The organism is Streptomyces deccanensis (assembly GCF_022385335.1).
In the GTDB taxonomy this organism is placed as follows: Bacteria; Actinomycetota; Actinomycetes; order Streptomycetales; family Streptomycetaceae; genus Streptomyces; species Streptomyces deccanensis.
Window position 1 is genome coordinate 5,797,018 of the sequence record NZ_CP092431.1, and the last position, 23,507, is coordinate 5,820,524.

At 66.0% G+C, this 23,507-nt stretch carries 16 protein-coding genes and 1 pseudogene; 12 read left to right on the forward strand and 5 right to left on the reverse strand.

From position 1 onward, the window contains the following. Window positions 1-140: 140 nt before the first annotated feature. Entirely contained in the window at window positions 141-1,124 is a 984-nt protein-coding gene (locus tag L3078_RS25915) for a permease (RefSeq protein WP_239756342.1), read from the forward strand. Next, a complete protein-coding gene (locus tag L3078_RS25920) occupies window positions 1,121-1,924 on the forward strand; it encodes a TIGR03943 family putative permease subunit (protein ID WP_239756343.1) in 804 nt (267 codons plus the stop codon). The genes L3078_RS25915 and L3078_RS25920 overlap by 4 nt, the downstream gene beginning before the upstream one ends. Before the next feature lie 257 nt (window positions 1,925-2,181). Here L3078_RS25920 and L3078_RS25925 read toward each other — a convergent pair whose 3' ends face one another. Then, window positions 2,182-6,621, reverse strand: a complete 4,440-nt coding sequence (locus L3078_RS25925) for a WD40 repeat domain-containing protein (RefSeq protein ID WP_239756344.1) — start codon at window positions 6,619-6,621, stop codon at window positions 2,182-2,184. A 593-nt stretch (window positions 6,622-7,214) separates the two neighbouring features. On the opposite strand from L3078_RS25925, the gene L3078_RS25930 reads away from it, so the two are divergent. Next, on the forward strand, window positions 7,215-7,625 hold the full coding sequence (locus tag L3078_RS25930) for a hypothetical protein (RefSeq protein ID WP_239756345.1): 411 nt from the start codon (window positions 7,215-7,217) through the stop codon (window positions 7,623-7,625). Between the two features lie 418 nt (window positions 7,626-8,043). On the opposite strand, the gene L3078_RS44965 is transcribed toward L3078_RS25930, so the two are convergent. Continuing rightward, window positions 8,044-9,128 (reverse strand): IS630 family transposase gene (locus L3078_RS44965; protein WP_420864102.1). Its coding sequence is split into 2 segments (ribosomal slippage): window positions 8,044-8,679 and window positions 8,682-9,128, totalling 1,083 coding nucleotides; the frame shifts between segments, so codons are not numbered across the junction. A gap of 320 nt (window positions 9,129-9,448) precedes the next feature. Beyond that, window positions 9,449-12,052 (reverse strand): tetratricopeptide repeat protein, encoded by a 2,604-nt coding sequence (locus L3078_RS25945; protein ID WP_239756347.1) that lies wholly within the window; start codon window positions 12,050-12,052, stop codon window positions 9,449-9,451. Between the two features lie 250 nt (window positions 12,053-12,302). On the opposite strand from L3078_RS25945, the pseudogene L3078_RS25950 reads away from it, so the two are divergent. Beyond that, a pseudogene (locus L3078_RS25950) lies at window positions 12,303-12,841 on the forward strand (hypothetical protein). Here L3078_RS25950 and L3078_RS25955 read toward each other — a convergent pair. Together L3078_RS25955 and L3078_RS25960 are read right to left on the reverse strand one after the other, a co-directional pair. Next, entirely contained in the window at window positions 12,798-13,490 is a 693-nt protein-coding gene (locus tag L3078_RS25955; protein ID WP_239749121.1) for an IS5 family transposase, read from the reverse strand. The pseudogene L3078_RS25950 and the gene L3078_RS25955 overlap by 44 nt on opposite strands. Before the next feature lie 553 nt (window positions 13,491-14,043). Next, a complete protein-coding gene (locus L3078_RS25960) occupies window positions 14,044-14,676 on the reverse strand; it encodes a hypothetical protein (protein WP_239756348.1) in 633 nt (210 codons plus the stop codon). 325 nt (window positions 14,677-15,001) lie between these two features. On the opposite strand from L3078_RS25960, the gene L3078_RS25965 reads away from it, so the two are divergent. From L3078_RS25965 to L3078_RS26000, 8 genes are all read left to right on the forward strand, one after another. Then, the gene (locus tag L3078_RS25965) at window positions 15,002-15,364 is read left to right on the forward strand and encodes a hypothetical protein (RefSeq protein WP_239756349.1); all 363 of its coding nucleotides are present in this window, start codon (window positions 15,002-15,004) and stop codon (window positions 15,362-15,364) included. A gap of 175 nt (window positions 15,365-15,539) precedes the next feature. Continuing rightward, window positions 15,540-15,854 (forward strand): hypothetical protein, encoded by a 315-nt coding sequence (locus L3078_RS25970; protein ID WP_239756350.1) that lies wholly within the window; start codon window positions 15,540-15,542, stop codon window positions 15,852-15,854. Between the two features lie 744 nt (window positions 15,855-16,598). After that, window positions 16,599-17,084, forward strand: a complete 486-nt coding sequence (locus tag L3078_RS25975; protein ID WP_239756351.1) for a hypothetical protein — start codon at window positions 16,599-16,601, stop codon at window positions 17,082-17,084. 103 nt (window positions 17,085-17,187) lie between these two features. Next, window positions 17,188-19,893 carry an HD domain-containing protein gene (locus tag L3078_RS25980; protein WP_239756352.1) on the forward strand — a complete coding sequence of 902 codons (2,706 nt, stop codon included), beginning with the start codon at window positions 17,188-17,190 and terminating at the stop codon, window positions 19,891-19,893. 361 nt (window positions 19,894-20,254) lie between these two features. Next, entirely contained in the window at window positions 20,255-21,106 is an 852-nt protein-coding gene (locus tag L3078_RS25985; protein WP_239756353.1) for a helix-turn-helix domain-containing protein, read from the forward strand. Window positions 21,107-21,199: 93 nt separating this feature from the next. Then, a complete protein-coding gene (locus tag L3078_RS25990) occupies window positions 21,200-21,589 on the forward strand; it encodes an ATP-binding protein (protein ID WP_239756354.1) in 390 nt (129 codons plus the stop codon). 175 nt (window positions 21,590-21,764) lie between these two features. Continuing rightward, complete coding sequence (locus tag L3078_RS25995) at window positions 21,765-22,616, forward strand: sigma factor-like helix-turn-helix DNA-binding protein (protein WP_239756355.1); 852 nt, start codon at window positions 21,765-21,767, stop codon at window positions 22,614-22,616. After that, window positions 22,613-23,434 carry an integrase gene (locus L3078_RS26000; RefSeq protein WP_239756356.1) on the forward strand — a complete coding sequence of 274 codons (822 nt, stop codon included), beginning with the start codon at window positions 22,613-22,615 and terminating at the stop codon, window positions 23,432-23,434. The genes L3078_RS25995 and L3078_RS26000 overlap by 4 nt, the downstream gene beginning before the upstream one ends. The last annotated feature ends 73 nt before the right edge of the window (window positions 23,435-23,507 follow it).

The window sequence follows — 23,507 nt, forward strand, 5'->3', positions numbered from 1 at the left end:
GAACGCTACATGAAAATGGATCCCATTACTAAAAATGCGGCCCAGGGGCCGTGAGCAACCCCGGCCCGGGCGCCGTATGGGAGGAAAGGGTCGAACAGGCCCGCTCAGCGCAGCCGTTCCCTACGGAGGTACCGTCCCCCGTGGCCACAACCAAGGAAGAAGCCCCCCACCGCGGGCGGCATCTCGACCCACCCCTCCTGCTCACCATGCTGCTGGTCCTCGCGGTGGTGGCGCAGGCCCCGCTGCGGGGCCTGCTGTCCGCGCCCGTGACGCAGAGCTGGATGACCGTGTTCGTCGCGGTGGTCGTTCAGGCGCTGCCGTTCCTGGTCATCGGGGTGCTGCTGTCGGCGGCCATCGCGGTGTTCGTGCCCGCGTCGTTCTTCGTCCGCGCGCTGCCGAAGCGGCCCGCCCTCGCGGTACCGGCGGCGGGCGCGGCCGGGGTGGTGCTGCCGGGCTGTGAGTGCGCCTCCGTGCCGGTCGCGGGCGCCCTCGTGCGCCGGGGTGTGACGCCCGCGGCGGCGCTGGCCTTCCTCCTCTCCGCCCCCGCGATCAACCCGATCGTGCTGACCGCGACCGCCGTGGCTTTCCCCGGCAACCCCGAGATGGTGCTGGCCAGGCTGGTGGCGAGCCTGCTGGTGGCCTGCGCGATGGGCTGGCTGTGGCTACGACTGGGCCGCGGCGAGTGGATGCGCCCGCCGGAGCGGCCGTCCTACGAGGGCCAGGGCAAGGGCGCGGCCTTCTGGGGCTCGGTGCGGCACGACGTGATGCACGCGGGCGGGTTCCTGGTCGTCGGCGCGATGGCGGCGGCCACGCTCAAGGCGGTCGTCCCGGCGACCTGGCTGAACGCCGCCGCCGACAACCCGGTGATCGCGATCCTCGCCCTCGCCGTCCTGGCCGTACTGCTGTCGATCTGTTCGGAGGCGGACGCGTTCGTGGCGGCCTCCCTGACGCAGTTCTCCCTGACCTCCCGGCTGGCCTTCCTGGTCGTCGGTCCGATGATCGACCTGAAACTCTTCGCCATGCAGACCGCCACCTTCGGCCGCGCCTTCGCGCTCCGCTTCGCCCCCGCCACCTTCGCCCTCGCGATCCTGGTGTCGGCCCTCGTCGGGGCGGTGCTGCTGTGAACCGCCAGGCCCAGACCGTCGTCCTCTTCCTCACCGGCGGAGCCCTGCTGCACGCCGGCTTCACCGACCTCTACCTCCGCTACGTCAAGGCCGGCCTGCGCCCCCTCCTCATCGGCGCGGGCCTCGTCCTCATCACCGCCGCCGTCGCCACGCTCTGGTACGAACGCCGGGCGCGCCACCAGGAGCGCCGGGCCGAGCCACACGCCCCCGCCGACGCACCGGAAGCGCCTGCCGACGCACCGCACGCCCATGCCGACGAGCCGCACGCCCCTACTGAGGAACACCCCCACCGCGAACCCCGGGTCTCCTGGCTGCTCGTCCTCCCGCTGCTCGCCCTCGTCCTGGTCGCCCCGCCCGCCGCCGGTTCCTACACCGCGATGCGCACCGGCACGGCCCTCCAGGAACAGCCCTGGGGCTATCCGAAGCTCCCCGCCGACGGCACCCTCCGCCTGAGCGTCGCCGACTACGCGGGCCGCGCGGTCTACGACGAGGGACGCGCCCTCGCGGGCCGCCCGCTCAAGGTCACGGGCTTCCTCGCCTTCGACGACTCCGGCACGCCGTACCTGGTCCGCATGGCCCTCAACTGCTGTGCCGCGGACGCCCAGCCCGTCAAGATCGCCCTCACCGGCGAACTCCCGGCCGTGCTCCAGCCGGACACCTGGATCGAGGTCACCGGCACCTACACGCCGAAGCGGACCGAGGACCCCCTCAACGGCACGGCCGTCCCCTACCTCAGGGTCACCGCGACCAAGCCGGTGAAGGCGCCGCAGGACCCGTACGACGAGGCCTGGAACGGCTGAGACGGGGGAGGGGCGGCGGGCGAAGGCCCGGAGGGCATGAAAGGGCCCGGTCGCTGGCGACGGGGGATGCACCAGCGACCGGGCTATGGCCAAGGCTAACAAGGCTGTTCGCGGGACGGGAGCCGACTGGTCGATAGCGTTGACAAGTTGTGATCGGGATCACGCGGGCTCACGGGCCCGTCCACCTCGCCCCCGGTCCCGCGCGGATGGCCGGAACCGACCGGGGACCAGCCGCGAACGCCCTGCTCAGCGGCCTGTCAGGCACCCTCGCACGGCGGCTCGTACGACAGCCGCGGCAAGTACTCGTCCCACTTCTCCCGCGTGAGCACCCCGCGCGTCGTCGAGCAGATGTGCCGTACGGCGTCGTCGACATCGAGATTCCACAGCCGTACGGTGTCGGCGCCGCTGGAGACCCCGAGCATGTCGCTGTCCGGGCTGAAGGACAGGAACTGGCCCGTCTTGGCGTTGGGGCTCATCGCCCGGCCGATGGGGGAGGCCTCGGCGGGGCGGGACACGTCCCAGAGGTGGACGGTGCTGTCGTTGCCGCCGCTGGCCAGGGTCTCGCCGTCCGGGCTGAAGGTCAGCGAGACGACCGTCTCGGTGTGGCCGACGAGCGGGGCGCCCAGGCGTGTCGCCTCGCGCGGGTCGGAGACGTCCCAGAGCCGGACCGTGTCGTCGCCACCGCCGCTGGCCAGCGTCCGGCCGTCCGGGCTGTAGACGAGGTCGCTGACCGCGCCGCGGTGAGCGGTGAGCGGCCCGTCGAGACGCCGGGACCGGGCCGGGTCCGCCACGTCCCAGAGCCGGATGGTGCCGTCCGCGCTGCCGCTGGCGAGCGTCCGGCCGTCCGGGCTGAAGACCAGGGCGAGGATGTAGCCCTTGTGCCCGGTGAGGGGCTTACCGAGCGGGACGACCCGGGAGGGGTCGCGGACGTCCCACAACTGCACGTCGTGATCGCCGTAGGAGGTCGCCAGGACCCGCCCGTCCGGGCTGTACGCCTGCGCGTCCGTGTACCGGATCCGCAGCGGCAGCGGCGACCCCCGCAGGACCGGGCGGGCCGGGTCGCTGACGTCCCACAGATACAGCGCCCGGTTCCCGGCCACGATCGAGAGGATGCGCCCGTCGGGGGAGAACGACAGGGAACGGTTGCCGCTGTCCTTGAGCGTGAACGCCTTCCCCAGCAGCACGGGACGGCCGGGCTCCGCCACGTTCCACAGCCGGATCCGCCCGTCCCGCCCGGCCGTGGCCAGCACCCGCCCGTCCGGCCGGAACACCCCGTTCCGGCCGACCATGTCCGAGGTCGGCACCGACCACAGCCGCACCTTGCTGTCGCCGCTGCCGGTGGCGAGGGTCCGGCCGTCCGGGCTGAACCCCAGGGCGAACATCTCCCCGCTCGCCCCGGCCAGCGGCTCGCCGACCTGCGACGGGTAGGCGGGGTCCGCCACGTTCCACAGACTCGCCGTGCTGTCCGCGCTGGCGGCGGCGAGCGTGCTGCCGTCCGGGCTGAAGGCCACGGACCAGATGGGGCCCGTGTGCCCGGTGAGCGGCGCGCCCAGCGCACGCGCCCGGCGCGGCTCGGCCACGTCCCAGAGCCGGACGGTGTTGTCCGAACTACCGCTGGCCAGCGTCCGCCCGTCGGGACTGAAGGCCAGCGAGTGCACCAGGCTCGTATGGCCCTTGAGTACGGGGCCCACCGCGCGTGGCGCACGCGGATCGGCCACGTCCCACAGCCGGATCGTGTTGTCGTCGCCCCCGGTCGCCAGCGTCTTCCCGTCGGGCCCGAACGCGACGGCGCGTACGGGAGCGCTGTGCCCGGTGAGCGGCGCGCCGAGCTCCGTCACGTGCGCCGGGTCGCTCACGTCCCACAGCCGTACGGTGCGGTCCTCGCCCACGGACGCCAGCGTCCTCCCGTCCGGACTGAAGGCGATCAGGAAGATCGTGCCGTCGTGCCCCTCCAGTGGTGCGCCCAGCGCGCGCGGCGCACGCGGGTCCCGCACGTCCCACATACGGATCGTGCCGTCGTCGCCGGCGCTGGCGAGCGTACGGCCGTCCGGCGCGAAGACGGCGCTGCTCACCCAACTGGTGTGCCCGGTGAGGGGCCTGCCCAGGGCCTTGGCCCGGGACGGGTCCGCCACGTCCCACAGCCGTACGGAACGGTCGTAGCTGGCGGTGGCCAGATACTTCCCGTCGGGGCTGAAGGAGGTGAGGTAGACGGCACCGCCGTGGCCGAGCAGCGGGGTGGCCAGGGGCGCGTTGACGATGGAGACGAGCCGGTTGCCGGTGCCCTCGTCGTCGGGCCGAAGATCGTGCGCCACCAGGTCGAGCTGGGCCGACAGCGACGGATCCGAGTACTGGACCCGGTCGGCCTGGGCGAGAACCTGCTCGAACACCGCGTCGTTGCGCTGCTGCCAGGCGACCACCGCCGAGCCGACAGCCACCAGGGCGAACGCCACCAGCGCCGCCACGGCACTCCGCCGGATCCGCACGGTACGCCGACGCAGCCGGACGGAGGCGGCCAGGAACTCCACGGCGCTACGGGTGAGGAAGATGCCGCCGGGGGCGTCGGGGACGGTGGGGTCTCCGGGGGCGCCGCTGGAGTTCTTGGAGCCGCCGGTGCCGTTCTTTCCCTGGGCGCCGCCCTTCGCCGCCGCTTCTCCGGGGCCTCGCTTGCCGCCGGTACTCCCGGCGTCCACGGTGGACTTGGCCCAGGTGTGCGCCTGTTCGAGCCGCGAACCCCGGTAGAGCAGCGAGGAATCGCGCCCGGAGTCCTCCCAGGCGCGGCCGTCCTCCTCCAACCGCTGCCGCAGCAGATGGTCGTTGCGGCCCTCGTCGATCCACCCGCGCAGGCGCGGCCAGGCGTGCAGCAGCGCCTCATGGGTGATCTCCACGGTCTCCGCGTCCAGCGTCAGCAGCCGGGCGCGGGCCATCGCCTCCAGCGACTCCTCGGTCTTGGCCGGGTCCGCCGAGCCGTCCGCGAGCTGCCGCCGGGTGCCACGGCGCCGGGTGGCCTGGGTGTCCTCGCCCAGCCGGACCAGCCGCAGCAACAGCAGCCGCGCCGCCGAACGAGCCGCCGGGTCCAGCCCCGACCAGGCCCGCTCGGCGGTGGCCGCCACCGCGCCCTGGATACCGCCGGCCGCCCGATAACCGGCCAGCGTCAACCGGCCCGCCTTCCGCCGCTGCCATGTCACGAGCAGGGCGTGCGACAGCAACGGCAGTACGCCCGCGTCGTGCGCCCCGCGCGGCCCGTCGGCGCTCACCTCGCGCACGATCAGCTCCGCCAGCCCCGGTTCCAGCTCCAGCCCCACGGCCTTGGCCGGGCCGGTCACCGCCTCCCGCAACTCCGCCGTGGTCAACGGCCCCAGCACCATGTGCCGGTGCTGGAGGGCGTCCGCGAGTTCCGGATAGCCGAGGCACTGTTCGTAGAAGTCGGCCCGCACACCCAGTACGACGACCACGGGCGCCGACCCGCCCCCCGCCCCCGGCGTGCACGCCGCACTGAGCACCTGCACGAACGTCCGCCGGTCGGCCTCGTCGGAGGAGAGCGTGAAGGTTTCTTCGAACTGGTCGACGATCAGGACGGGGCGGGCGGGGGTGGAAGTGGGGTCAGGGATGGAGGTGGGGTCGAGGGTGGAGGTGGGGGCGAGGTCTGGGGTGGGCGTGGGGGGCGGGGTGCCCTGGGGCATGCCGCCGTCGACTTGGGCGGAGCTGTCCCTGAGGGCGTCCCTGACGGTGCTGCCGGAGCCGCTGCTGCTGTCCCCGGCCGTGCTACCCCCGGTTATGTCACCCCCGCTGCCGCCGCCCGTGGTCCCGCCGCCGTGGCGTTCGCTCAAGCGTCGCCGTGCCCACGCCGCGAAGGCCTCCCGTACGGCCTCGGCGAACATCGGCGTGCCGGGCTCGTACGCGGCGGACACGACCTGCCGCAGCTCGGGTATGTGACGGGTCAGCTCGCCGACCGGATCGGCCCCCGGCACGAGTTGGAGCACCTCGCCGCCCCTCCGCACAGCGGCAGGCCCCGCGCTCCCGGGCCTCGCGCTCCCCTGGCCGCTGTCGACTGCCAGGGCGCCGCTGCGCAGGGCGGGCACGAGCCCGGCATTGAGCAGGGAGGACTTCCCGGCGCCCGAGGCACCCACGAGCATGACCAGGCCGCCGGTGCGCCCCGCAGCGCGCAACTGCTCGACGAGCGCGTCGGTGCTCCGCTCCCGCCCGAAGAACCAGCGGGCGTCCTGCTGTCGGTACGAGGCCAGCCCCCGGTAGGGGCAGACGCCACCGGGGAGGGGCGACCCCTCGCCGGGAGGTTGCTCGTCCATGGCGGCGCCGGCGGCCGCGGCCGCCGAGGCACCGGACGCGGTGTCCGCCGGGCGCTCCCCGGCGGGATCGGCCAAGGCCCGTTCCCAGAGCCGCTGCCACTGGGCCATGTCGTACAGCCCCTTGGACACCGGAACGGGCCGCGACCGCCGGGCCTCGGGGATCAGCACCTGCAGGACGGCGGCGAGGGCGGCGAACTGCGCGGGCACGTTCCGGGCCCGTCGCCAGTCACTGATCCGCTGGGCCGAGACCCGCACGGGGCGCCCGCGCTCATCGACCCGCTGGAGCCGGACGACCGACTCGGAGACGCTCTTGAGGGGAGGATTGCCCGCTTCCTTGTACAGCAGCGCGAGACGTTCCGCGAAGGCCGTGCGTGCCTCTGAGCCGTGACTCAAGGCGTCTACCCCTTACTTTCCCCCGCTACGTGGACATCCGGACCGGAAAACTCGCCTTGCTGTTCTGACCTGCGGAAATGCCGTCACCGGACACCGGAGCCCTCCTCTCCCACCACCCCCGACTGGCAGGATCAGGCCCAAGCCGCCCACGCCGGTGCACGGCCCTCAGGCCTACCGGCGTAGCGCCCGCAAATCCGATCCATCATGCCGCACCCTTCCGGCCACCCTCAGCGACGCCCCCAGCCACAACCCCCTCGATCCACGTCCCCAAGCGCGGATCGACACCCCCGCATCGTTCGGCACCGGTCCCCACGTGGGGAGGGACCGGTGCCGAACGAAGCGGCATCAAGACACAGTCGCGGAATCGAGCCATACCGGATGCGCCAGGGAAGCGGAACGGGTTCCAGGGCGGCCGGGCCCACCCCCACGGACCCCGGCCACCCGGCGGAGTTGCCGGCCCACCTCTTCCAGGACGCAACCCGAGCGGAGATCGCCGTCCTGGCCGCCACGCGCGACCAGAACCGGCCGACGACCCCACCCCCTCCCTCCCCACCTGGGAACCGCGGACGGCTCAACCACTGTCGTGTCCTGTCGTGCAGACAGCTGAGCCGAGATCCACCTCCTGCCTCCCCTGGGCGGCCTCCGCATTCCTCGGAGCCACGATGGGCGGCGTCGCCTGGTCACTGACCGTCTGGGCACGCGCGTACTGCGACGCGGGCTACGACGCAGGCGGACGCTTCGAACTCAACTTCCTGCTCCCTCTCATGCTGGGAGCCGAGACAGTCGTGGGCCTCGCGACGTGGGCCATCGGCCGACGCCTGTCGCTCCACGCGCCAAGGCTGGTCCGCGCCGTACTGCCGACGCTGCTGGTGGTCATCGCGACGACAGCCCTGGCCTGGTGGCTCTTCGCCACCCGAGGAACGCTGGACGGCTACCCCGGCGACTCGGGCCTCTGCCCCCCGAGCAACATCCCACCCCAATGGCCCACCTGGCTCCCCGCCTGACCACCAACAGACCCAGCCGATCTCGAGAACCGCCAAAGGCCCTGAACGGCCTGCAGCGGAAGGCCAGTCGGCTGGACAGCCTCCTCAACGAGTGGGATCCGATTGGCGTCGCTGATCAAGTCCATGACGAGTACGACTGCCTCATCACTCCCCTCCTCACCCGCCTGCACGCGGGAGCCGGGCCAGCAGCGATTAGCGAGTTCCTGGCGCACACAAATCAGGGCCAGCTACTCACCTGAGTAGCTGGCCCTGATCTGGTGTTTCGGCTGTCGGGGTGGCGGGATTTGAACCCACGACCTCTTCGTCCCGAAGCAACTTGGTTGGTCGTCTGGCCTTGGGCTGGTGTGCTGCTCACCTGCGCCGATCGTCCGCTGACGTCCGCGCTCGTCCGTGGTTGTTCGCTGGCGTTGTCACGCAGTTACTGACGTTGTCGCCGTGATGTCGCCAAGGTGAGGCCGGTTTCGGCGAGGCATCCGTTGATGAGGTTGCTGCGGTACTGGATCTGGCGGAGGCCGTGTCGGAGCGTGCTGATGAGGTGGTCGGGGTCGGTGAAGGCGGTGTTGACCTGGCTGCTGCGTCGCAGCAGGGACCAGATGCCCTCGACGGGGTTGAGGTCGGGTGCGTAGGCCGGCAGGAAGTAGCAGGTGATCCAGTCGTGGGTGTGGATGAACTGCCGCAGTCGGCGGTCCTTGTGGACGTTGAGGTTGTCCCACACGAGCACGATGGGTGCGCCGAGCTGCTGGTGTGCGGCGATGAGCAGGTCGCGGTAGTCGGTCCAGGTGAAGCTGCGTCTGCCGCCGCGTTTGTGATCGAGATGCCGCTTGGGCCGGTAGATCAGCCGTGAGCGTTCGCCGTGTTTGTAGCAGGCCAGAGCGGCGATGGAGAAGCGGCGCTGGGAGCGTGCCCGGACCCGGATGACGGGTGTGCGTCCGCGCCGGGCCCAGGTCCGTGCGGTGGGCGGCGTCATCGAGAAGCCGGCTTCGTCTTCGAAGCACAGCCAGGCGTCGAGCGCCGCCACGGACCTTCCACCTGAGGCCAGGTCTCCTTCACCCAGCCCGCCACGGCCTCCTCGTCGCGCTCGATGGCTCGGCGGGCCGGGACCTGGTGGCTGAAGCCGTGCCGGTGCAGCATCTGCGCGATCGCCGAGAGCGTCATGCTCTTGTGGAAGCGGCGCCCGATCAGCGTCTTGATCCGCGCCAGCGTCCACGTCTGGTCCGGCCAGCCGTGCGCGACCGGCCCCCTGGCGAGCTCTTGCTCGAGCACGGTGAACAGGGCCTCACTCAGCTTGGGCCGTGACACCGGCCCGGCAGAGCGCAGCCCCTCGGTGCCGACGTCGTGCCAGGCTCGGCGCCAGCGCTGCACCGAGCGCACACTCACCCGTAAGTCCTTGGCGACCTCCGCGTTGGAGGCACCCGCAGCGAATCGCTCCGCGGCCTCCAACCGGATCCGCTCGCGGAACGTCTGCCGTTCAGGCGTCAGCCCACCACCCTGCGGATATCTCACACAACAGGCATACCGCGACGATCACACATCGTCAGCCCTCAACGACATCACGCCACAAAGGTCAGTAGACACGCACCCTGTGCGGCTTCCAGGGTGCAGGCTCAGGCACGTCAGCTGAGTTCTACGGGGCTTGGGCATAGTGCGTCCAGTGTCGGATCCAATCGGGTGGCCTGCGGCCGTCGCTCGCTACGACTGTCGCTAGCCGTAGTCACCGGTCGCCACTGAGTGGCCTCGGACGGCCCAGGGATGGCCCAGAGACAGCGTGAGATAACGCGCTATGCAGAGAGGAGGCTGGGTGGCGATCCCAGCTGGCCTTAGAGCTAGCTGGATCGGCCACTCAACATTTCACGTAGTGCTGCCCTCATCTCTCGTTCGCTTTCTTTCAGTCCGATTCCACGAAATATTCGAATGGATTCCTCGTAGTAGATCTGTGCTTGGTCGATGTCTCCTGACATCCACTCTGCAGCCCCTAGCAAGCCGAGTGAATTAGCCTCGAAATGATGATGTGAGGTACGTCGAAAGAAGCGGCGTGCTCGATGTAGGGAGTCTCGCGCATCCTCAATTTTTCCGGATTTCAGTTGCGTATGCCCCAAGTTCATGTAGTTGAGATGGATTCCCGCTTCGTCCTGCACTTCTCTGTAAGCAGTAAATGCCTTCTGGAAACACTCTTCGGACTTCTCTTGCTGGCCTAGCTGGCTAAGCGCTACCCCCAGCCCGGCATGTGCAGATGCTTCCTGTCTCCGGTTTCCCGAGGCGCGATGGTATGGAATGGATGCGCTGAGAGCTGCCGCTGCCTGGTGCAAGAGGCCGGATTCGCGGTATGCGGAGCCAAGGTTGGTTAGCGATGCTCCGATGTCGTTTGGGTCTCGATTCTCTCTCGAGAGTTTCACGGCGTCAATCAAGATCGGAATAGCTGCTCTGGGGCTGATATGTTGGCGAACTGCCGCACCCAGGCTGACTGTTGCGTCGCATTGCCCATCCAAGAAGCGGATCCGTTCCGCAATTGCGGCTGCTTTTCTGAGAGTTCGAATGGCATCTTCCAGCTTGCCTTGGGAGGTGAGGTTGATTCCAACGTTATTGAGAGCCCTAACCTGCCGTTCGGCGTCACGCTCTTTCCGTGCCGCCTCGTAGGCGATCTGCGCCGATTGAAGACCTTCGGTGATGCGCCCCCTTAGGTCGAGATAGACGATGAGGTGCATCGAAAGGGAATACGCGTGTTCGGTTAGATCGGCATCGCGAGCGAACCGTGCTGAAGCCTGCAAATTTGCGCACTCTAGGTCCAGCCAACTCAGGGCTTCGATAATTGACTGGAACTGTGGCGGGTTCCCCTCGGGGGTGCCGCGCAGTGTGAGGTCTGCATTTAGTGAAGCCTGGCAGTACATATCGGCTAGGCGACTGAAGGCCTGTTGGCGATCTCTGGCAGGCACCGTTGCTTCGCATTGCTCGGCAGCGAATAGATACACAAGGTCGTGCATCCGCCATCGTGAGACAACGGAGCTGCGGGAGATGAGGCTGGCCTGACTGAGCCGGCGCAGGAGCGAGCGAGCCTGTGGGACAGATACTCCGAGGACTGCCGAGGCAGCCTGTTCCGACATCTCGCTGCCCGGGTGGATGGAGAGTCGGCAGAAGGGGTCCCTCATAGCGCAGTCGAGGCGAGCGAGCGAGACCTGAAGGGCTGCCCGTACAGCGGTGTCCCCAAAGTGCAGGACATCGAGTCGGCTCTTCTCTTCCCTCAGTTCTGCCAGTAGCTCGTCGGTCGTGAGATCGACGTCGTCTCTTAGAATTGCTGCCGAGATGCTGAGCGCCAACGGAAGATGGCCACACAGTGTGCACAGATCATGGATCGGGTCGGGGGCGTGGAGGCGCTGGTCCTCAGATCCCAAGATCTGAGTGAGCAGGACGTTTGACTCCTCCGGGCTGAGACAGTCGAGGTTGATCGTCTCGATCCCTTCGAGCACTCCCAACCTGCTGCGAGAGGTCAATACCACGCCATGGGTTTGTGCCCTGGGGAGCAACTCGGCGACTTGAGAGAGTTCGGCTACGTTGTCGAACACCATCAACACCGGGTTGTCAGAGGCGTCGAGGGCGTCGAGCGTTCGATGGTAGAGCGCAGCCTGGCCTTCTGCGGTACGTGGGATCTCGTCACCCGGTACGCCGAGAACTGACAGGAGAGGTCCGTACGCGATCCCGGGACTAGCCATGCGCGTGCGGTGCGCCGAGAACCCGTGCATGTCTGCGACGATCACGCCGCCAGAGAACTCTGCAGACACATCGTGGTGCCTGACCACTTGGTCCACCAAGGACGTCTTGCCGACGCCGGCCATGCCTGAGACCAGGACTCGACGTCCCATGGTGGTCAGCGTGTCCCTGATCGCCTGTTGCTCCCGCTTCCGGCCTACGAAGCGGGGCGAGGCACCGGAGGTTCCTGACAGTCGAGTGACCTGCAGTGACGCCTCGTCGATGCGTCGTTGTGACCGAGCTTCAACGAACTTATGGGTCAAGGCCAGGAACGACTGGGTGGTGTCCTCGTTCAGTTCCTGTTCCCGCGGCACAGCGATCCAGCTGGGCGCCTCCTCAGAGGACTCCAGACACTCTGTGAGGTTCGCCCAGAACAGCTGCTTTGTTGCTACGTCGAACACGACGCCCAGGACGGTCAACAGGCCGTTTTTCCAGTCGTTCGCATGACCCTCGACAGGGATAGCGTAATGATGCGCACGCTTGTACTTATTGCCGCTCTTCACCTGGATGGTGATCGCGACACCGGTTCGCTCGCCGTCCTTGGTGAGCATGACGAACAGGTCTTCCCCGTAGTCGTTGCCGCCGTCGATCTCTTGGACGATCTGATCGTGGTCTTCGAGGAGCGCGCGTAGAGCATTTACCCCCGCCCGTTCGATCCTTCTGCTCTGGGTGACCCTTCCCGACACCGTTCCCCCAAGTCATTGGCCAGCCGGTAGCTCGATCTTCGGCGAGGCTATCGGTGGCTTGGTCACGCTGTCCGAGCTGGAGTGCCCCCGGCAGGATTCGAACCTGCGCGCACGGCTCCGGAGGCCCCTTGGGTCTCAGAAGCTGTTGTCTTTTCGGACGTGATCGACGTGTTTCCGCTGGTCGGGGATAGCAGTGGTGATTCCGTGGGAGTCGTGGCCTGCCGGATCGTCGCTCCCCGGGAGGTCATGGATGCCGTCAGTCGTCGGACTGCTGGAACAGCACGAGCTCGCTGCTCGCCGTCGAGTCGACGGGCTGCGGGAACAGGCCGACCGCATCCAGGCCGAACTGGCCGCGGCCGAGCGGGAATGGCAGGAGTGGGCGATTGCCCGCAAGCGGGTCGGCACGGTGCTGGCTCCGGACGGCGACAACACCGTCGGCACGGAGGTCACTGACGATCCGCGGGATGCGGACGCGCCGCCGGACCCCGGGGATGCGGCGAAGCCGAAGTCGCAGGTGCCGGTGTGGCGCCAGGGACTGGCCTGGTCGGTGCTGTCCGTGGACTACCAGCGCATCCTCACGGCGCTCGCGGACCGGAACCGGCTCCATCAAGGGCCGCTGACCTGCCAGGAAATGGCCGCTATGTTCGGCATGGACGTGGTGCTCGAGCACGGGTGGAGGCACTGCGCTCGAAAGCGAAACGCCTGGTCGCCCGCGGCTGGCTGGCCGAGCGGCAGCCGGGCCGGTTCACCCTCGCCCAGGGTGTGGCCGGGCAAGGCGGCGCGTCATGAGCAGGGTCATCGACCAGTAGACCATCGCCTCCGCGCTGGCGGTGCGCCGCTCGAAGTCGCGCACCAGACGGCGGCTTCGCATCAGGTGGGCGAAGAGGCGCTCGACGATCCACCGCTTGGGCAGCACCACGAAGCCGCGCATGTCATCGCTGCGTTTTACGATCGCCAGGACCAGGGCGAACGTGGCCAGGCCGTACTCGACGAGGCCGCCGGTGTAGCCGCCGTCGGCCCAGACCAGTTCCAGCCGGTGGTGCACGTCGGCGACCTGTCCGAGCAGAACCTGGGCGGCGATGCGGTCGCCGGTGTCCGCGGCCGTGACCATCACGCCCAACAGCAGGCCGAGCGTGTCGACCACGACATGCCGCTTGCGGCCGTTGATCAGTTTGCCGCCGTCGAAGCCGCGGCTGTCCGATCCGACGACGGCGTCCGCTTTGACGGACTGCGAGTCGATCACTGCGGCCGTCGGCTGCGCGTCCCGCCCCAGCTCCTCGCGGACCCTCGCACGCAACCGGTCGTGGAACTCCTTGACCAGCAAGTTGTCCCGCCAGCGGCGGAAGAATGCGTAGATGCGGTCCCACGGCGGGAAGTCGGCGGGCATCGCGCGCCACTTGATCCCGTTGTCCACGAGATACCGGATCGCATCGAGCATGGCCCGGTGGCAATACCCCTCCGGCTAGGCCGCCCCGGCCGCGCATCCAGCCCGGCACCGGCAGCAGCGGGCGGATGACGGCCCACTCCCCGTCCGTCATGTCCGTCGGGTAGCGAGGCTGTCGCGTCCCGTTGTCGGAGGCATTTCCGAACCGGTGAGCCAGGCAGTCACACTCCCAGGTGACCACGCTGGACTGCCCCGCCATCGGCACGCAAGACTGTTGCACCAGGGCCTCCTGTTGCTCGGTGATTCGACACCAACGAGCTGTTCAGGAGGCCCTGTCCGTATGCGCCCAGCGCCCCCCGACCACCCGATCGGGACTCCCGTTCGACGCGCATCTCTCAAGATCGAAAAGACAACAGCTTCTCAGGTAATGCGCCTGGTCAAGGCCTCGCAGGTGCTCGTTCGACTGTGGTCCGTCCACAGATAGTCCACAGACCCTGCCCACCGAGAGGAGTGGAGCGAAACGGGCGGTTGCTGCACTTCGCTGTGTACAGCAGGTGCGAGGACGGCGGAGAGACGAAGCGAACGACGCCGCGCGTGCTGCCGGTCTTCAACTGCCGTCGGCTGGGTCTTGCCAGTGCCAGGGCACCACTGGAGGCAGCCAAGGAGCGCCGCCGCTCCGGTCCAGCACTGGCGCCTCGCAGTCATCCGGCAAGGGGCTGCCGTCGATCACGGCCTCAAGAGTGAACTGGACGTAGCGCAGGTACCCGCGTACGTCGCGAATTTGGCGCTCGCGGTTGTCTTGGCCGATGCCCCTCCACCCGACGTCGAAGGACAGCCGCACGAGAGTCCTGTACCGGGCGCGAACGTGATCGTCTCCTATAGAGAGAAGGTCGGTCTGCATGCCTTGACGGACCGAGTCGAGGGCGGCCGCACAACGCTCACGAGCGTGAAGGCTCAACCGAGGTTCTTCAAGGGACAGGTCCGGCAGTGATGGTAGCCATGCGTAAAGCTCTGCGAGACGTTCCAAGAGCCGCTGTGCAGCTTCGGCAGAGCGCTGCTGTATCCATTGGCGGCGAGCTAACGCGGTGTTGGCAGCTTCCTGAGAAGCAGCGAGCTGAGCTTGGGCCTCGATGGCCCTTGCGGTTTGCCAGCGCGCGACGTGCACGGTGATGGCTCCGCCGGCCAACGTCCCTATCAGTGCACTGGCCGTTTGGCCCACAAGATTCCCCCAGTTGCTCATGCTTGCAATCTTGGGCCACCTACGTGCGACTCAAACTCGCGCCGCCCAGGGGGCTTCGATTGGGGCAAGGGGTTGCCGTTGCGAAGGGCGCGCTCTCAGCTTGGGAAGCTTGGGTTTTCTGTCGGCAGTTGCTGCGTCGGCCTGCGGCGTAGCGCCCCTGGGGCCTGACCTGGCTGGCGCTCTGGTCCCCGTCATTCCCCATGGTTCCCTGCACGATCTGGCACGGTTCTGGCACGACCTCTTCGTCCACTTCTAGGAGTACGGGGCGGTGCCTGGCCGGTACGATGCGCAGGCTGAGCAGTGTCCATGCGGTGGGGGAGGGACAGTGAGGATCAAGGATCCGGAGTACCCGGCAGCGGTCGAAGCGGCCGTGGAGATCCTGCGGAAGCGTGCCCGGCAGGGACAGACCATCACGTACGGGGAGCTGAGCGCCGAGTTGGCGGCACAGGGCTTCGACTCCGTCCCGCCTCACCGCGGAGTCATGACCTACCTGCTCAAGGATGTCTGCCTCCACCGCAACGAAGACGGACGAGCAGCGATGCTCTCGGCGATCGTGGTGAACAAGGCCAGCCGGGAGCCATCCGACCAGTTCTCTGGCCTTGCCCGAAGTCTGCCCTTCTCCCGGTCGGCCAACTGGAGCTGGTGGGACGAGCAACAGCAGGTGTTCGCTCAGTACCGCGAGGAATGACATCGGTCCTCGACACCCGCTTTAGGAGTTCGATCACTGCGTGGCACTGCCGCGGAGTCGCCTGGCCACGCTGGCCGTGCCAGGCCGCCTGGGAGTGCTGGCGTCCGGCGCCGTTGATGTCACTTGTAGATGTCAGAACGGGGCCACCGCGTGTGCTCGCTGACACGATGGTCCCGTGGTTGACCTGGAGCGCATCCAAGCAGAGACCGTGGCGTACTTCCGAGCACTCGATGAAGCCGCCACCCAGCGGCACCACTTCCGCCACGCTGACGCGGAGGGCGGCTTCTGGTACATCGAGGCCGTACCCGACCGCGGCGAGTTGATCGTCATCAAGCAAGCCGAGCTGACTTCGGCCGGCCAGCTCTACCGGTACAGCTGGGAGCACCTGGAGGACGAACACGGCGGCCTGACAGACCAAGCGATCGACCCTGAAGAGGATCCGCTGAAGGCCATCTCGGCTGAGGAGTTCCAGCGGGTGTGGACGCGGTGATCAAGCTGGATAACCACTTTAGGAGAGAGGCGTAGGGATCGTCACGCTGACCTGGGGCTTCGATACCTGGTCAGGCTGCCGAGAACTCGACCGCGAGACCTCCTCGTAGACCGTGGCTGACCCTTGCATCTGGCACGGCAGTGGCACGAAGCTCGGTCGGCGAAAGTCAGCCACGACGGCGGGTGCGTCGACCGACCGGGCGCGCGTGTGCCTCGCTGTACCCCCACCGGCCTTAGCCACGCTGCCTTGTCGTCGTCCAGAGCAAGCTGCGACGGCTGGCCCGTGACTACGGCGCCTGAGCCCTCAGTTTGGGAATCTCGGGCTTCCGCCGACAGATGCTGGACTGACCTGCGGCGGAGCTGTGTTGGTGCGAACGCGATGGCCTAGCGTCGTCACCTTGCCCGAGTGGTTCTGTACCTTACGACTTCGTCCTAGATCCATCCGCTTATGCCCAGGTATGCACCTCTATGGCCTTACTGTTTGGCCGCTTGCGGACAGCGCGAAGAGCCGAGGGCGAGTGCTGAGCCCGGCACGCAAACAGAGAGCGTTCTCGTCGGCTGTGATGACCCTGGGAGCCTACAAGCTGGCTCGCATGGGCGTATAGGACCGGAACGACACTTTTCGGAACCGTTTCTGACCATTCGCGGGCTCATGGCGAGCGCTTCTAGGACGGAGTTCCCGCAAGTCGACCTGGTCGAACGACTCGCCGTTCTATGCTGAGGGTGAGCTTAGAGGGTGGGGGTTATGACTGAATCGGAGTCGAATTCACCGGAAACGGGTGCGCTTCGCGATCAGTTCGCATTGGAGCGCTACCGATACATACTGCAACAGATCCAAGCAGTGAACGAGAATGCCCATCGATTCCTGGCCATTTACCAGACGCTCGCTACGGCGCTGGTCGGCGCGGCCCTGGCACTCTTCGTCGGTTACCGAAAGTGGGAATTGGCGCCGGACACTGCACGGTCCGGAGTGATTGGGTTACTGGTGCTGACCACAATGGTTGCCGCGTTCACAGCGACGTTGATTGTGGTAGGGGTAACCGCTTGGCTTGACTATCGAAACGAAGAGTGCGATATAACAGATGAATTGGTAGGGCCTGGCTTCCGTAAGCGACCTCGTCCCGGCAACCTATTGCGCTGGCATGAAACCTATATAGTTCTCTTCATTATTTTTTCCGTGATATTGATGTGGGCGCTTTGCGGGCTTCTCATTCTGCCTGGAATAAAATGATGTAGCGAGGGGGCAATATGATGGCTGCACCTCTTCGCTTCTGAGCTGCTATCCAGATTAATGATGAAACCGGACCGGTAATCACCGAATCGGAGGTCAAGCGATGAATTACGAGGAGACTCGATTTTGGAGATTCTTCAGTGAACAGACCGGGGTGCAGGCACAGAGTGAGGCGGCGCAACTTGCAGAGCAGTTCAGAAGTAGCCGCAAAAGAGCTGCACTGATCGCTGCAGAAATTAGTCGCGATTCTGCAGATCTAACACAGCACGACATATCCCATATCGACGCACTCTGGGAGTATGCCGAGCTAGTTTGCGGACCTGAGTACGTGCTAAACCCCGCCGAGGTCTACGTCCTGGGTATTGCCTTCCTTGCGCATGATCTAGCAAATGGGATGGCGGCCATTCCAGGAGGAATTGAGCAGATAAGGGAAGACGTGCGGTGGTTGGATATCTTGACGTCAGAGTATCGGGCGGAGAATGGTTCTTATCCTTCACCCGATGAACTTGTTGAGCCGGATCCCAGGGTTGAATCCCGAGCGGTCTCGCGTTACCTCCGAGAGACGCATGCTGACTACGCTGCACGTATTCCCTTGGCTCCATACAAAGACACAGCTACCGGCGAATCATTCTATCTGCTGGAAGACGCTGAGCTACGCAACCAATATGGACACCTAGCCGGTCGCATCGCTGCGAGCCATTGGTGGCCTTCAAAAATGTTGCGTCAGGAATTCGGTGTGAGAATTGGCGCGCGGGCGAGTATGCCTAGTTCGTGGGAAGTAGACCCTCTCGCGCTTGCGTGTATTCTCCGATGCGCAGATGCCAGTCATTTGGATTCCCGCAGGGCGCCTGCCTTCTTGCGTGCAGTACGGAGGCCAGGCGTCGCATCTATGCCGCATTGGGTTTTCCAGGACAAGCTTCAGAAGCCGCGTATCCATGATGATCGATTGTCTTACACCAGCTTGAGCCCATTTGGTCGGGATGAATCCGAAGCCTGGTGGGTTTGCCACGACGCGCTCTCAACCCTGCATCACGAACTTACCGCAGCCGATAACATTCTTTCGGACTCAGGAAGGAGTCGGTTTTCTGCGCGAGGCGTATTAGGCATTAGTGACCTGGAGGAGCTGTCCCGGAACATTCGGACCGATGGCTGGCACCCGATCGACGCCACGATTAAGGCTACGGATGTAATTACTCTCGTCCGTCGCCTAGGGGGCGCAGAACTGTACGGTAATGATCCATCTGCTCCCATTCGTGAATTGATCAGTAATGCTACTGACGCTGTGCGGGCCAAAAAATCTCTACTCGTTGCATCCGGAGCGCGCCCCTGGGAAATTACTGGGGACGTTACCGTGTCGCTAAGTGATGACACGCACGGGACTTGGCTCCATGTTCACGACACAGGTCTTGGCATGTCAAAGAACGTCCTAACGAACGCGTTGCTGAACTTCGGCACGTCTTATTGGGACTCCCCTAACTCGCGACGAGATCTCCCGGGTCTTTTGTCATCTGGATTTCGCCCTACGGGACAGTATGGTATTGGTTTCTTTTCCGTATTCATGATTGGTCGCTCGGTCAACGTAATTACTCGACGCTACGACGCTGCCGCGAGCGAGACAATGGTACTTGAGTTCGCTAACGGGCTGACCGGACGTCCCATGTTGAGGAATGCCGAAGTTCATGAGCAGCTAATGGCGGGTGGTACCGAAGTTAGAGTGCTACTAAATACGGAGCTGGCCGAAATTTTGACCGTCGATTCTAGTAGAAACGGATCCGGTCGCCCGCTGACTCTGGCGCAGTATTGCGCTTGGCTTTGCCCTGCGTTGGATGTAAACCTCTACGTGGTGAACGAAGTTGGGGAGCGCGTTCTCGCTGTAGAGGCAGATGACTGGAAACTTCTCGAACGAGACCAGCTTATTGATCGGCTGTATGCAGACCGTAAATCAAGCGTGCGCGATAGATATAAGGAGGCGATCAATGGCGACCTGAAACCTGTTTACTCGCCTCAGGGGGAAATGGTGGCGCGGATGGCCGTCGCTCCCACTATTAGTGTCACCGACTTCCACGAGTATCCCGACTCGGATGACGTCAGAGGAACTGAATGGCTTTCTATTGATGCTCCAGTTGTGGTCGGAGGCGTGCGCGCCAAAACAGGTTTGCAAGGTTTTGCAGGTCTCGTAGTTGGTACGACGCTCCGGGCAGCACGCGATGTTGCGATTCCCGTTATATCTGCACAAGATTTTTCTACTTGGGCCACCGAGCAGGCTAAGCTGTGGCATCCTTCATGGGATCACCAAATTCAAAACACCAGCGCTAGTTTGGTGTCGCTTCATGCTGAGCCGGGAAACATGCCAGTAGCTGAAACGGTAGCCGGTGAGGTGACATATGAAAAACTGGTAGAACACTGCGAAAGACTTTCTCGCGTTATTCTGTTGCAAGATGCCGCCTGGTCTAATTACTGCAGACGGAATGCAGGTCAGCACAGCCTTCGAGAAAACGTTATCCTTATGGATCCAGGATACGCCTCGGTCTTGAGTGGAGGTCGTGGCCCATACAATGGGCGCGATTTTGTTTTTTACGATTGGGCTGGACACTTTCGCAATGAAAATGTTGTAGCATCGAACTCGATGGCAGGCGTCATTATTCGAGCTGTAGCTCAAGCATGGAATATCGATGAAGTGGAACTCCACTCAATCTATACTCGGCGAGAAGACGACGACAGGCAAATCGAGGATGTCGGGGTAAGTGAAGAGGGTGGCATTACCAAGAATGTGAGACTCTCGGTTGTGGCAGTTTTCTCGCGAGAATAGTCGATAAACGGGGGTCAATAGGTCCTACGCATCTATTGCTGTAGGCGGACCATCTTTTCAGTGTCACGCCACCTGCTGTCATCTTCGAGACCCCGGCTGACAGAGTCCCTCCCGCGATGATGCAGCCTCGTTATGGCGTCAGGCGGCTGATTGCCATGAGTGCGGCGCGGGCGCCGGCCGGGCTGGAGCGGGGCGGAGACTGGAGCGCAGGCCCGGCCGGGGGCCGGGCCGCGCGCGGGGAGCGGAGCGAGCCGCCTTGAACCAGTAGAGAAAGTTTGAATCACACGCTACTGGCGGCTAGTTGATCTTGGTCGGGGCTCCTGCGCTGGATGCTGGGCCCTCGTGGTGTAGAACCCTGGGTATGGGGAGTGAGCGGCGAGAGCGGATGGCTGCGCTTGGGGCGCGTCTTCGTGCCTTGCGGGCGGATGCCGGTCTGACGGGTGCAGTTTTGGCGCAGCGAGCCGGTGTTGGGCAACCAACGGTGTCCAAGGTCGAGACCGGGCGGATGGTCCCCAGCTCCGATGTCCTCGACCGGCTCTCCCGGGCCCTGGGGCTCGACGAGCCGACCTCGGGTGAGGTGCGGGAGCTCCTGGCCGCTGTGGAAGCGGCAGTTGACACGGCTCCGCATGCCGAGCCGGATGCGCTTGCCGGTGCCGTCCTGGATGGTGCGATCCGCGGGGCCCAGCTCGTGCGGTCGTTTCAGTGTGTGGTGCTGCCGGCCATGCTTCAGAGTGCCGAGTACGCCCGTCACGTCTTCGCGAGTGCTCCCGATGCTGACCCCGAGTCCGTCGGCCGCGCCGTCGCCGCCCGGGTGGAGCGGCAGAGCGTTCTCTACGAGCCGGGACGTGAGTCCGTATTCGTCGTAACCGAGGGCGTGTTGCGGACCTGGCCCGGAACCCCGTCGCTCATGCTCGCCCAGCTTGACCGTCTGCTCGCTGTCGAGAGTCTGACCACCGTGCAGCTCGGAGTCATCCCGTGGGATCGGCCGGTGCCGGTCATGCCTCGGCATGGCTTCACTCTGTGCGACCGGAGTGCGGTCGTCGTGGAGGCGTTCCGGGATGAGCGGGTCTCGCACGATGCGGATGAAGTCGCCTCGTACGAGGAAGTGTTCGGGTCCTTCGAGGGTGCGGCCGTCTTCGGTGGTGAGATGCGGGAACTGCTGTTGCGGGTGATGAAGGAGTTTCGCGGTCTGGCGGACGCCGTCACTCCATAGAGGAATAATTCCTATTGATGCCTTGGTTGTTGGTTCGCTTGGGGAATACTCTGCCTCCTGTGCTGTCTAGCCCTCTAGACAAGGAGTCTTCCCATGTTCACCAAGTGGTGCCGCGCCTTCCCCGGACTGCCGGATCAGGTAGTCGAAGCTCGTCACTTCGTCGCCGCCCTCCTCCAGGAACGGGGCGTCGCCGATGACGCCGTCCTGGTCGTGAGCGAACTGGCGACCAATGCCGTCCGGCACACCCTCAGCGGCTCGGCAGGCGGCTGGTTCCTCGTGGTCGTGGCCTTCCGGGCGGACGGCGTGCGACTCGAAGTGGTCGACCAGGGCGGCGACAACGTCCCCGAAGTGTGCGACGTGGTCAGTCAAGACAACGGCGGTCGCGGCTTGTGGCTCGTCTCGGCCTGCGCAAAGGACTGGGGCGTGAAGGATGTCCCGAGCGGGCGCGCCGTGTGGGCCGACCTGGTCGGGGACGGTGCCTGATGGGAGTCGGCCTGGCTCCCGCCGTCCGCTGCCTCGTTGGTGGTGGCGGGTGAGCCCTCGGGGTGTCCCTCGGCGCAGATCCGGCTTCTACGTGATCGGCGCTCTCTCGGGCCGTCTGCTTCCGCCTTTTCTGTCTAGGGGCCTAGACTTCGGAGGAGTCCTAGGAGGTGAAGGCATGTCGGACGAGTTGCGGCGGATCATGTCGATTGATGATCCGTACCTGCTCCTGCGTGAGGTCACGACCCGGTTGGCAGACGCTCAGCAGGAGGTGACAGAGCTGGCGCGGCTTCGCCGGCGCGTGGTTCAGGACCTCCATGCGCAAGGGCTCTCGTACGCGCAGATCGCCGAGAAGGCTGGCCTGAGCCGTGGTCGGATTCACCAGATCCGTCACACGGGCCCGGCCCCCGAAGGTGCCTTCTTCGGTGCGGGCACCGTCACGGTGGTCACTCCGCTGCGGGCGGACGACGTGAAGAAGCGCACGGTCGTCGCGATGGACGACATGAACTCGGGCAAGCGTCTTGAGGACCTGGCGAAGTCGTACAGCCTCGATGTGGCCACCGGCAACGTGCTCGTGAGCGGTGAGGTCAACCTCAACCGGGACGGTCTGATCGTTGTCTGTGGTCCGGGTATGTCCGAGGACATGCGCGAGCTGTACGCCCAAGACCCGGTTCTCAGCTGGCAGCACGAGGACGGCGAACCCTGGACGCTCCTGGACCGGCGAACTGGCACCGTTCACCGCTCCGGGCAGGACGGTGATCCGGCTCGACCGCACGACGTGGGATACCTTGGCCGGCTGCCCCGCCCGGACGGCAAGGGGTCGGTGCTCGCCATCGCCGGTATCCACACCCAAGGCTCCCTCGGGGCTGTCCAGTTGCTGGCGTCGGATCTCAATGCCCTGTGGGGGCAGGTGGGGGAGCGCCGGTTCTCCACGCTGGTCGGAGTCGAGTACGACCCCGAGACCAGCGAGCCGCAGTCCGTAGAGCTGGTCTGCCCGCTGTACCTGCACGACGAGGAGAGCGGGGCGTGAGAGTCGCCCTCGGCTCCCTCCCCTCCGAACCAGGCCAGGAGAACGAGGACTTCGCCGCCGTCGCTCCCGGTGCTGCCGTCCTCCTCGACGGAGCCGGGGTGGCGGGGGCGGAGACCGGATGCGTGCACAGCATCGCGTGGTTCTCCGGGACCCTGGGCGCGCTGTTGCTGCGAGCCGTCACCGCGGATCCGCGCCGCCCCCTCGCCGACTGCTTGGCCGACTCCATCGCCTCGGTTCGAGCCCTGCACGGCGACAGCTGCGACCTGACCTACCGGGCGAGTCCGACCAGCACGGTCGTGGCGGTCCGGGCCGGTGACAAGGAGCTTGAGTACCTGGTCCTGGGTGACTCCTCCCTGCTGCTCGACGAGAAGGGCGGGGGCTGCACGGTCGTCACTGACCGGCGCCTGGACGAGGTCGGCAAGTCCCTTCGGGGCCCGGTCGACGCACATCCCACCGGCTCACCCGAGCACGCTGCCGCACTGGCCGAGTACCGCGACACGCTGACCGGTCTACGTAACCGCCCGGGCGGCTTCTGGATCGCCGGCCCCGACCCCCAGGCGGCTGAGCACGCACTGACCGGGTCCGTGCCGCTCGACTCCCTCGCCTCCGTGAGTCTGCTGAGCGACGGGGCCACGCGACTCGTGGACCGCTTCGAACTCGCCGACTGGGCAACCGTGTTGGACATCCTCAACACGTCAGGGACGGACGAGTTGATTCGCAGGGTCCGGGACGCTGAGGCCGGGGACCCGCACGGTCGGCGCTGGCCGCGTGGCAAGGCTCAGGACGATGCGACGGCCCTTCACTGGGTGCTGACGTAGGGCCGTTCGGGTCCGGTCGCAACCCTCCTCGTATACCCCCCTAGACAGATGATGGATCGTCGGGCTACCGTTG

Excerpts from the sequence above, each read along its gene's own strand:
- L3078_RS25955 (WP_239749121.1), bottom strand. The coding sequence starts at position 13,490 with ATGCTCGATGCGATCCGGTATCTCGTGGACAACGGGATCAAGTGGCGC.
- L3078_RS25995 (WP_239756355.1), top strand. The coding sequence starts at position 21,765 with ATGTCGGACGAGTTGCGGCGGATCATGTCGATTGATGATCCGTACCTG.
- L3078_RS25980 (WP_239756352.1), top strand. The coding sequence starts at position 17,188 with ATGAATTACGAGGAGACTCGATTTTGGAGATTCTTCAGTGAACAGACC.
- L3078_RS25985 (WP_239756353.1), top strand. The coding sequence starts at position 20,255 with ATGGGGAGTGAGCGGCGAGAGCGGATGGCTGCGCTTGGGGCGCGTCTT.
- L3078_RS25960 (WP_239756348.1), bottom strand. The coding sequence starts at position 14,676 with ATGAGCAACTGGGGGAATCTTGTGGGCCAAACGGCCAGTGCACTGATA.
- L3078_RS25975 (WP_239756351.1), top strand. The coding sequence starts at position 16,599 with ATGACTGAATCGGAGTCGAATTCACCGGAAACGGGTGCGCTTCGCGAT.
- L3078_RS25990 (WP_239756354.1), top strand. The coding sequence starts at position 21,200 with ATGTTCACCAAGTGGTGCCGCGCCTTCCCCGGACTGCCGGATCAGGTA.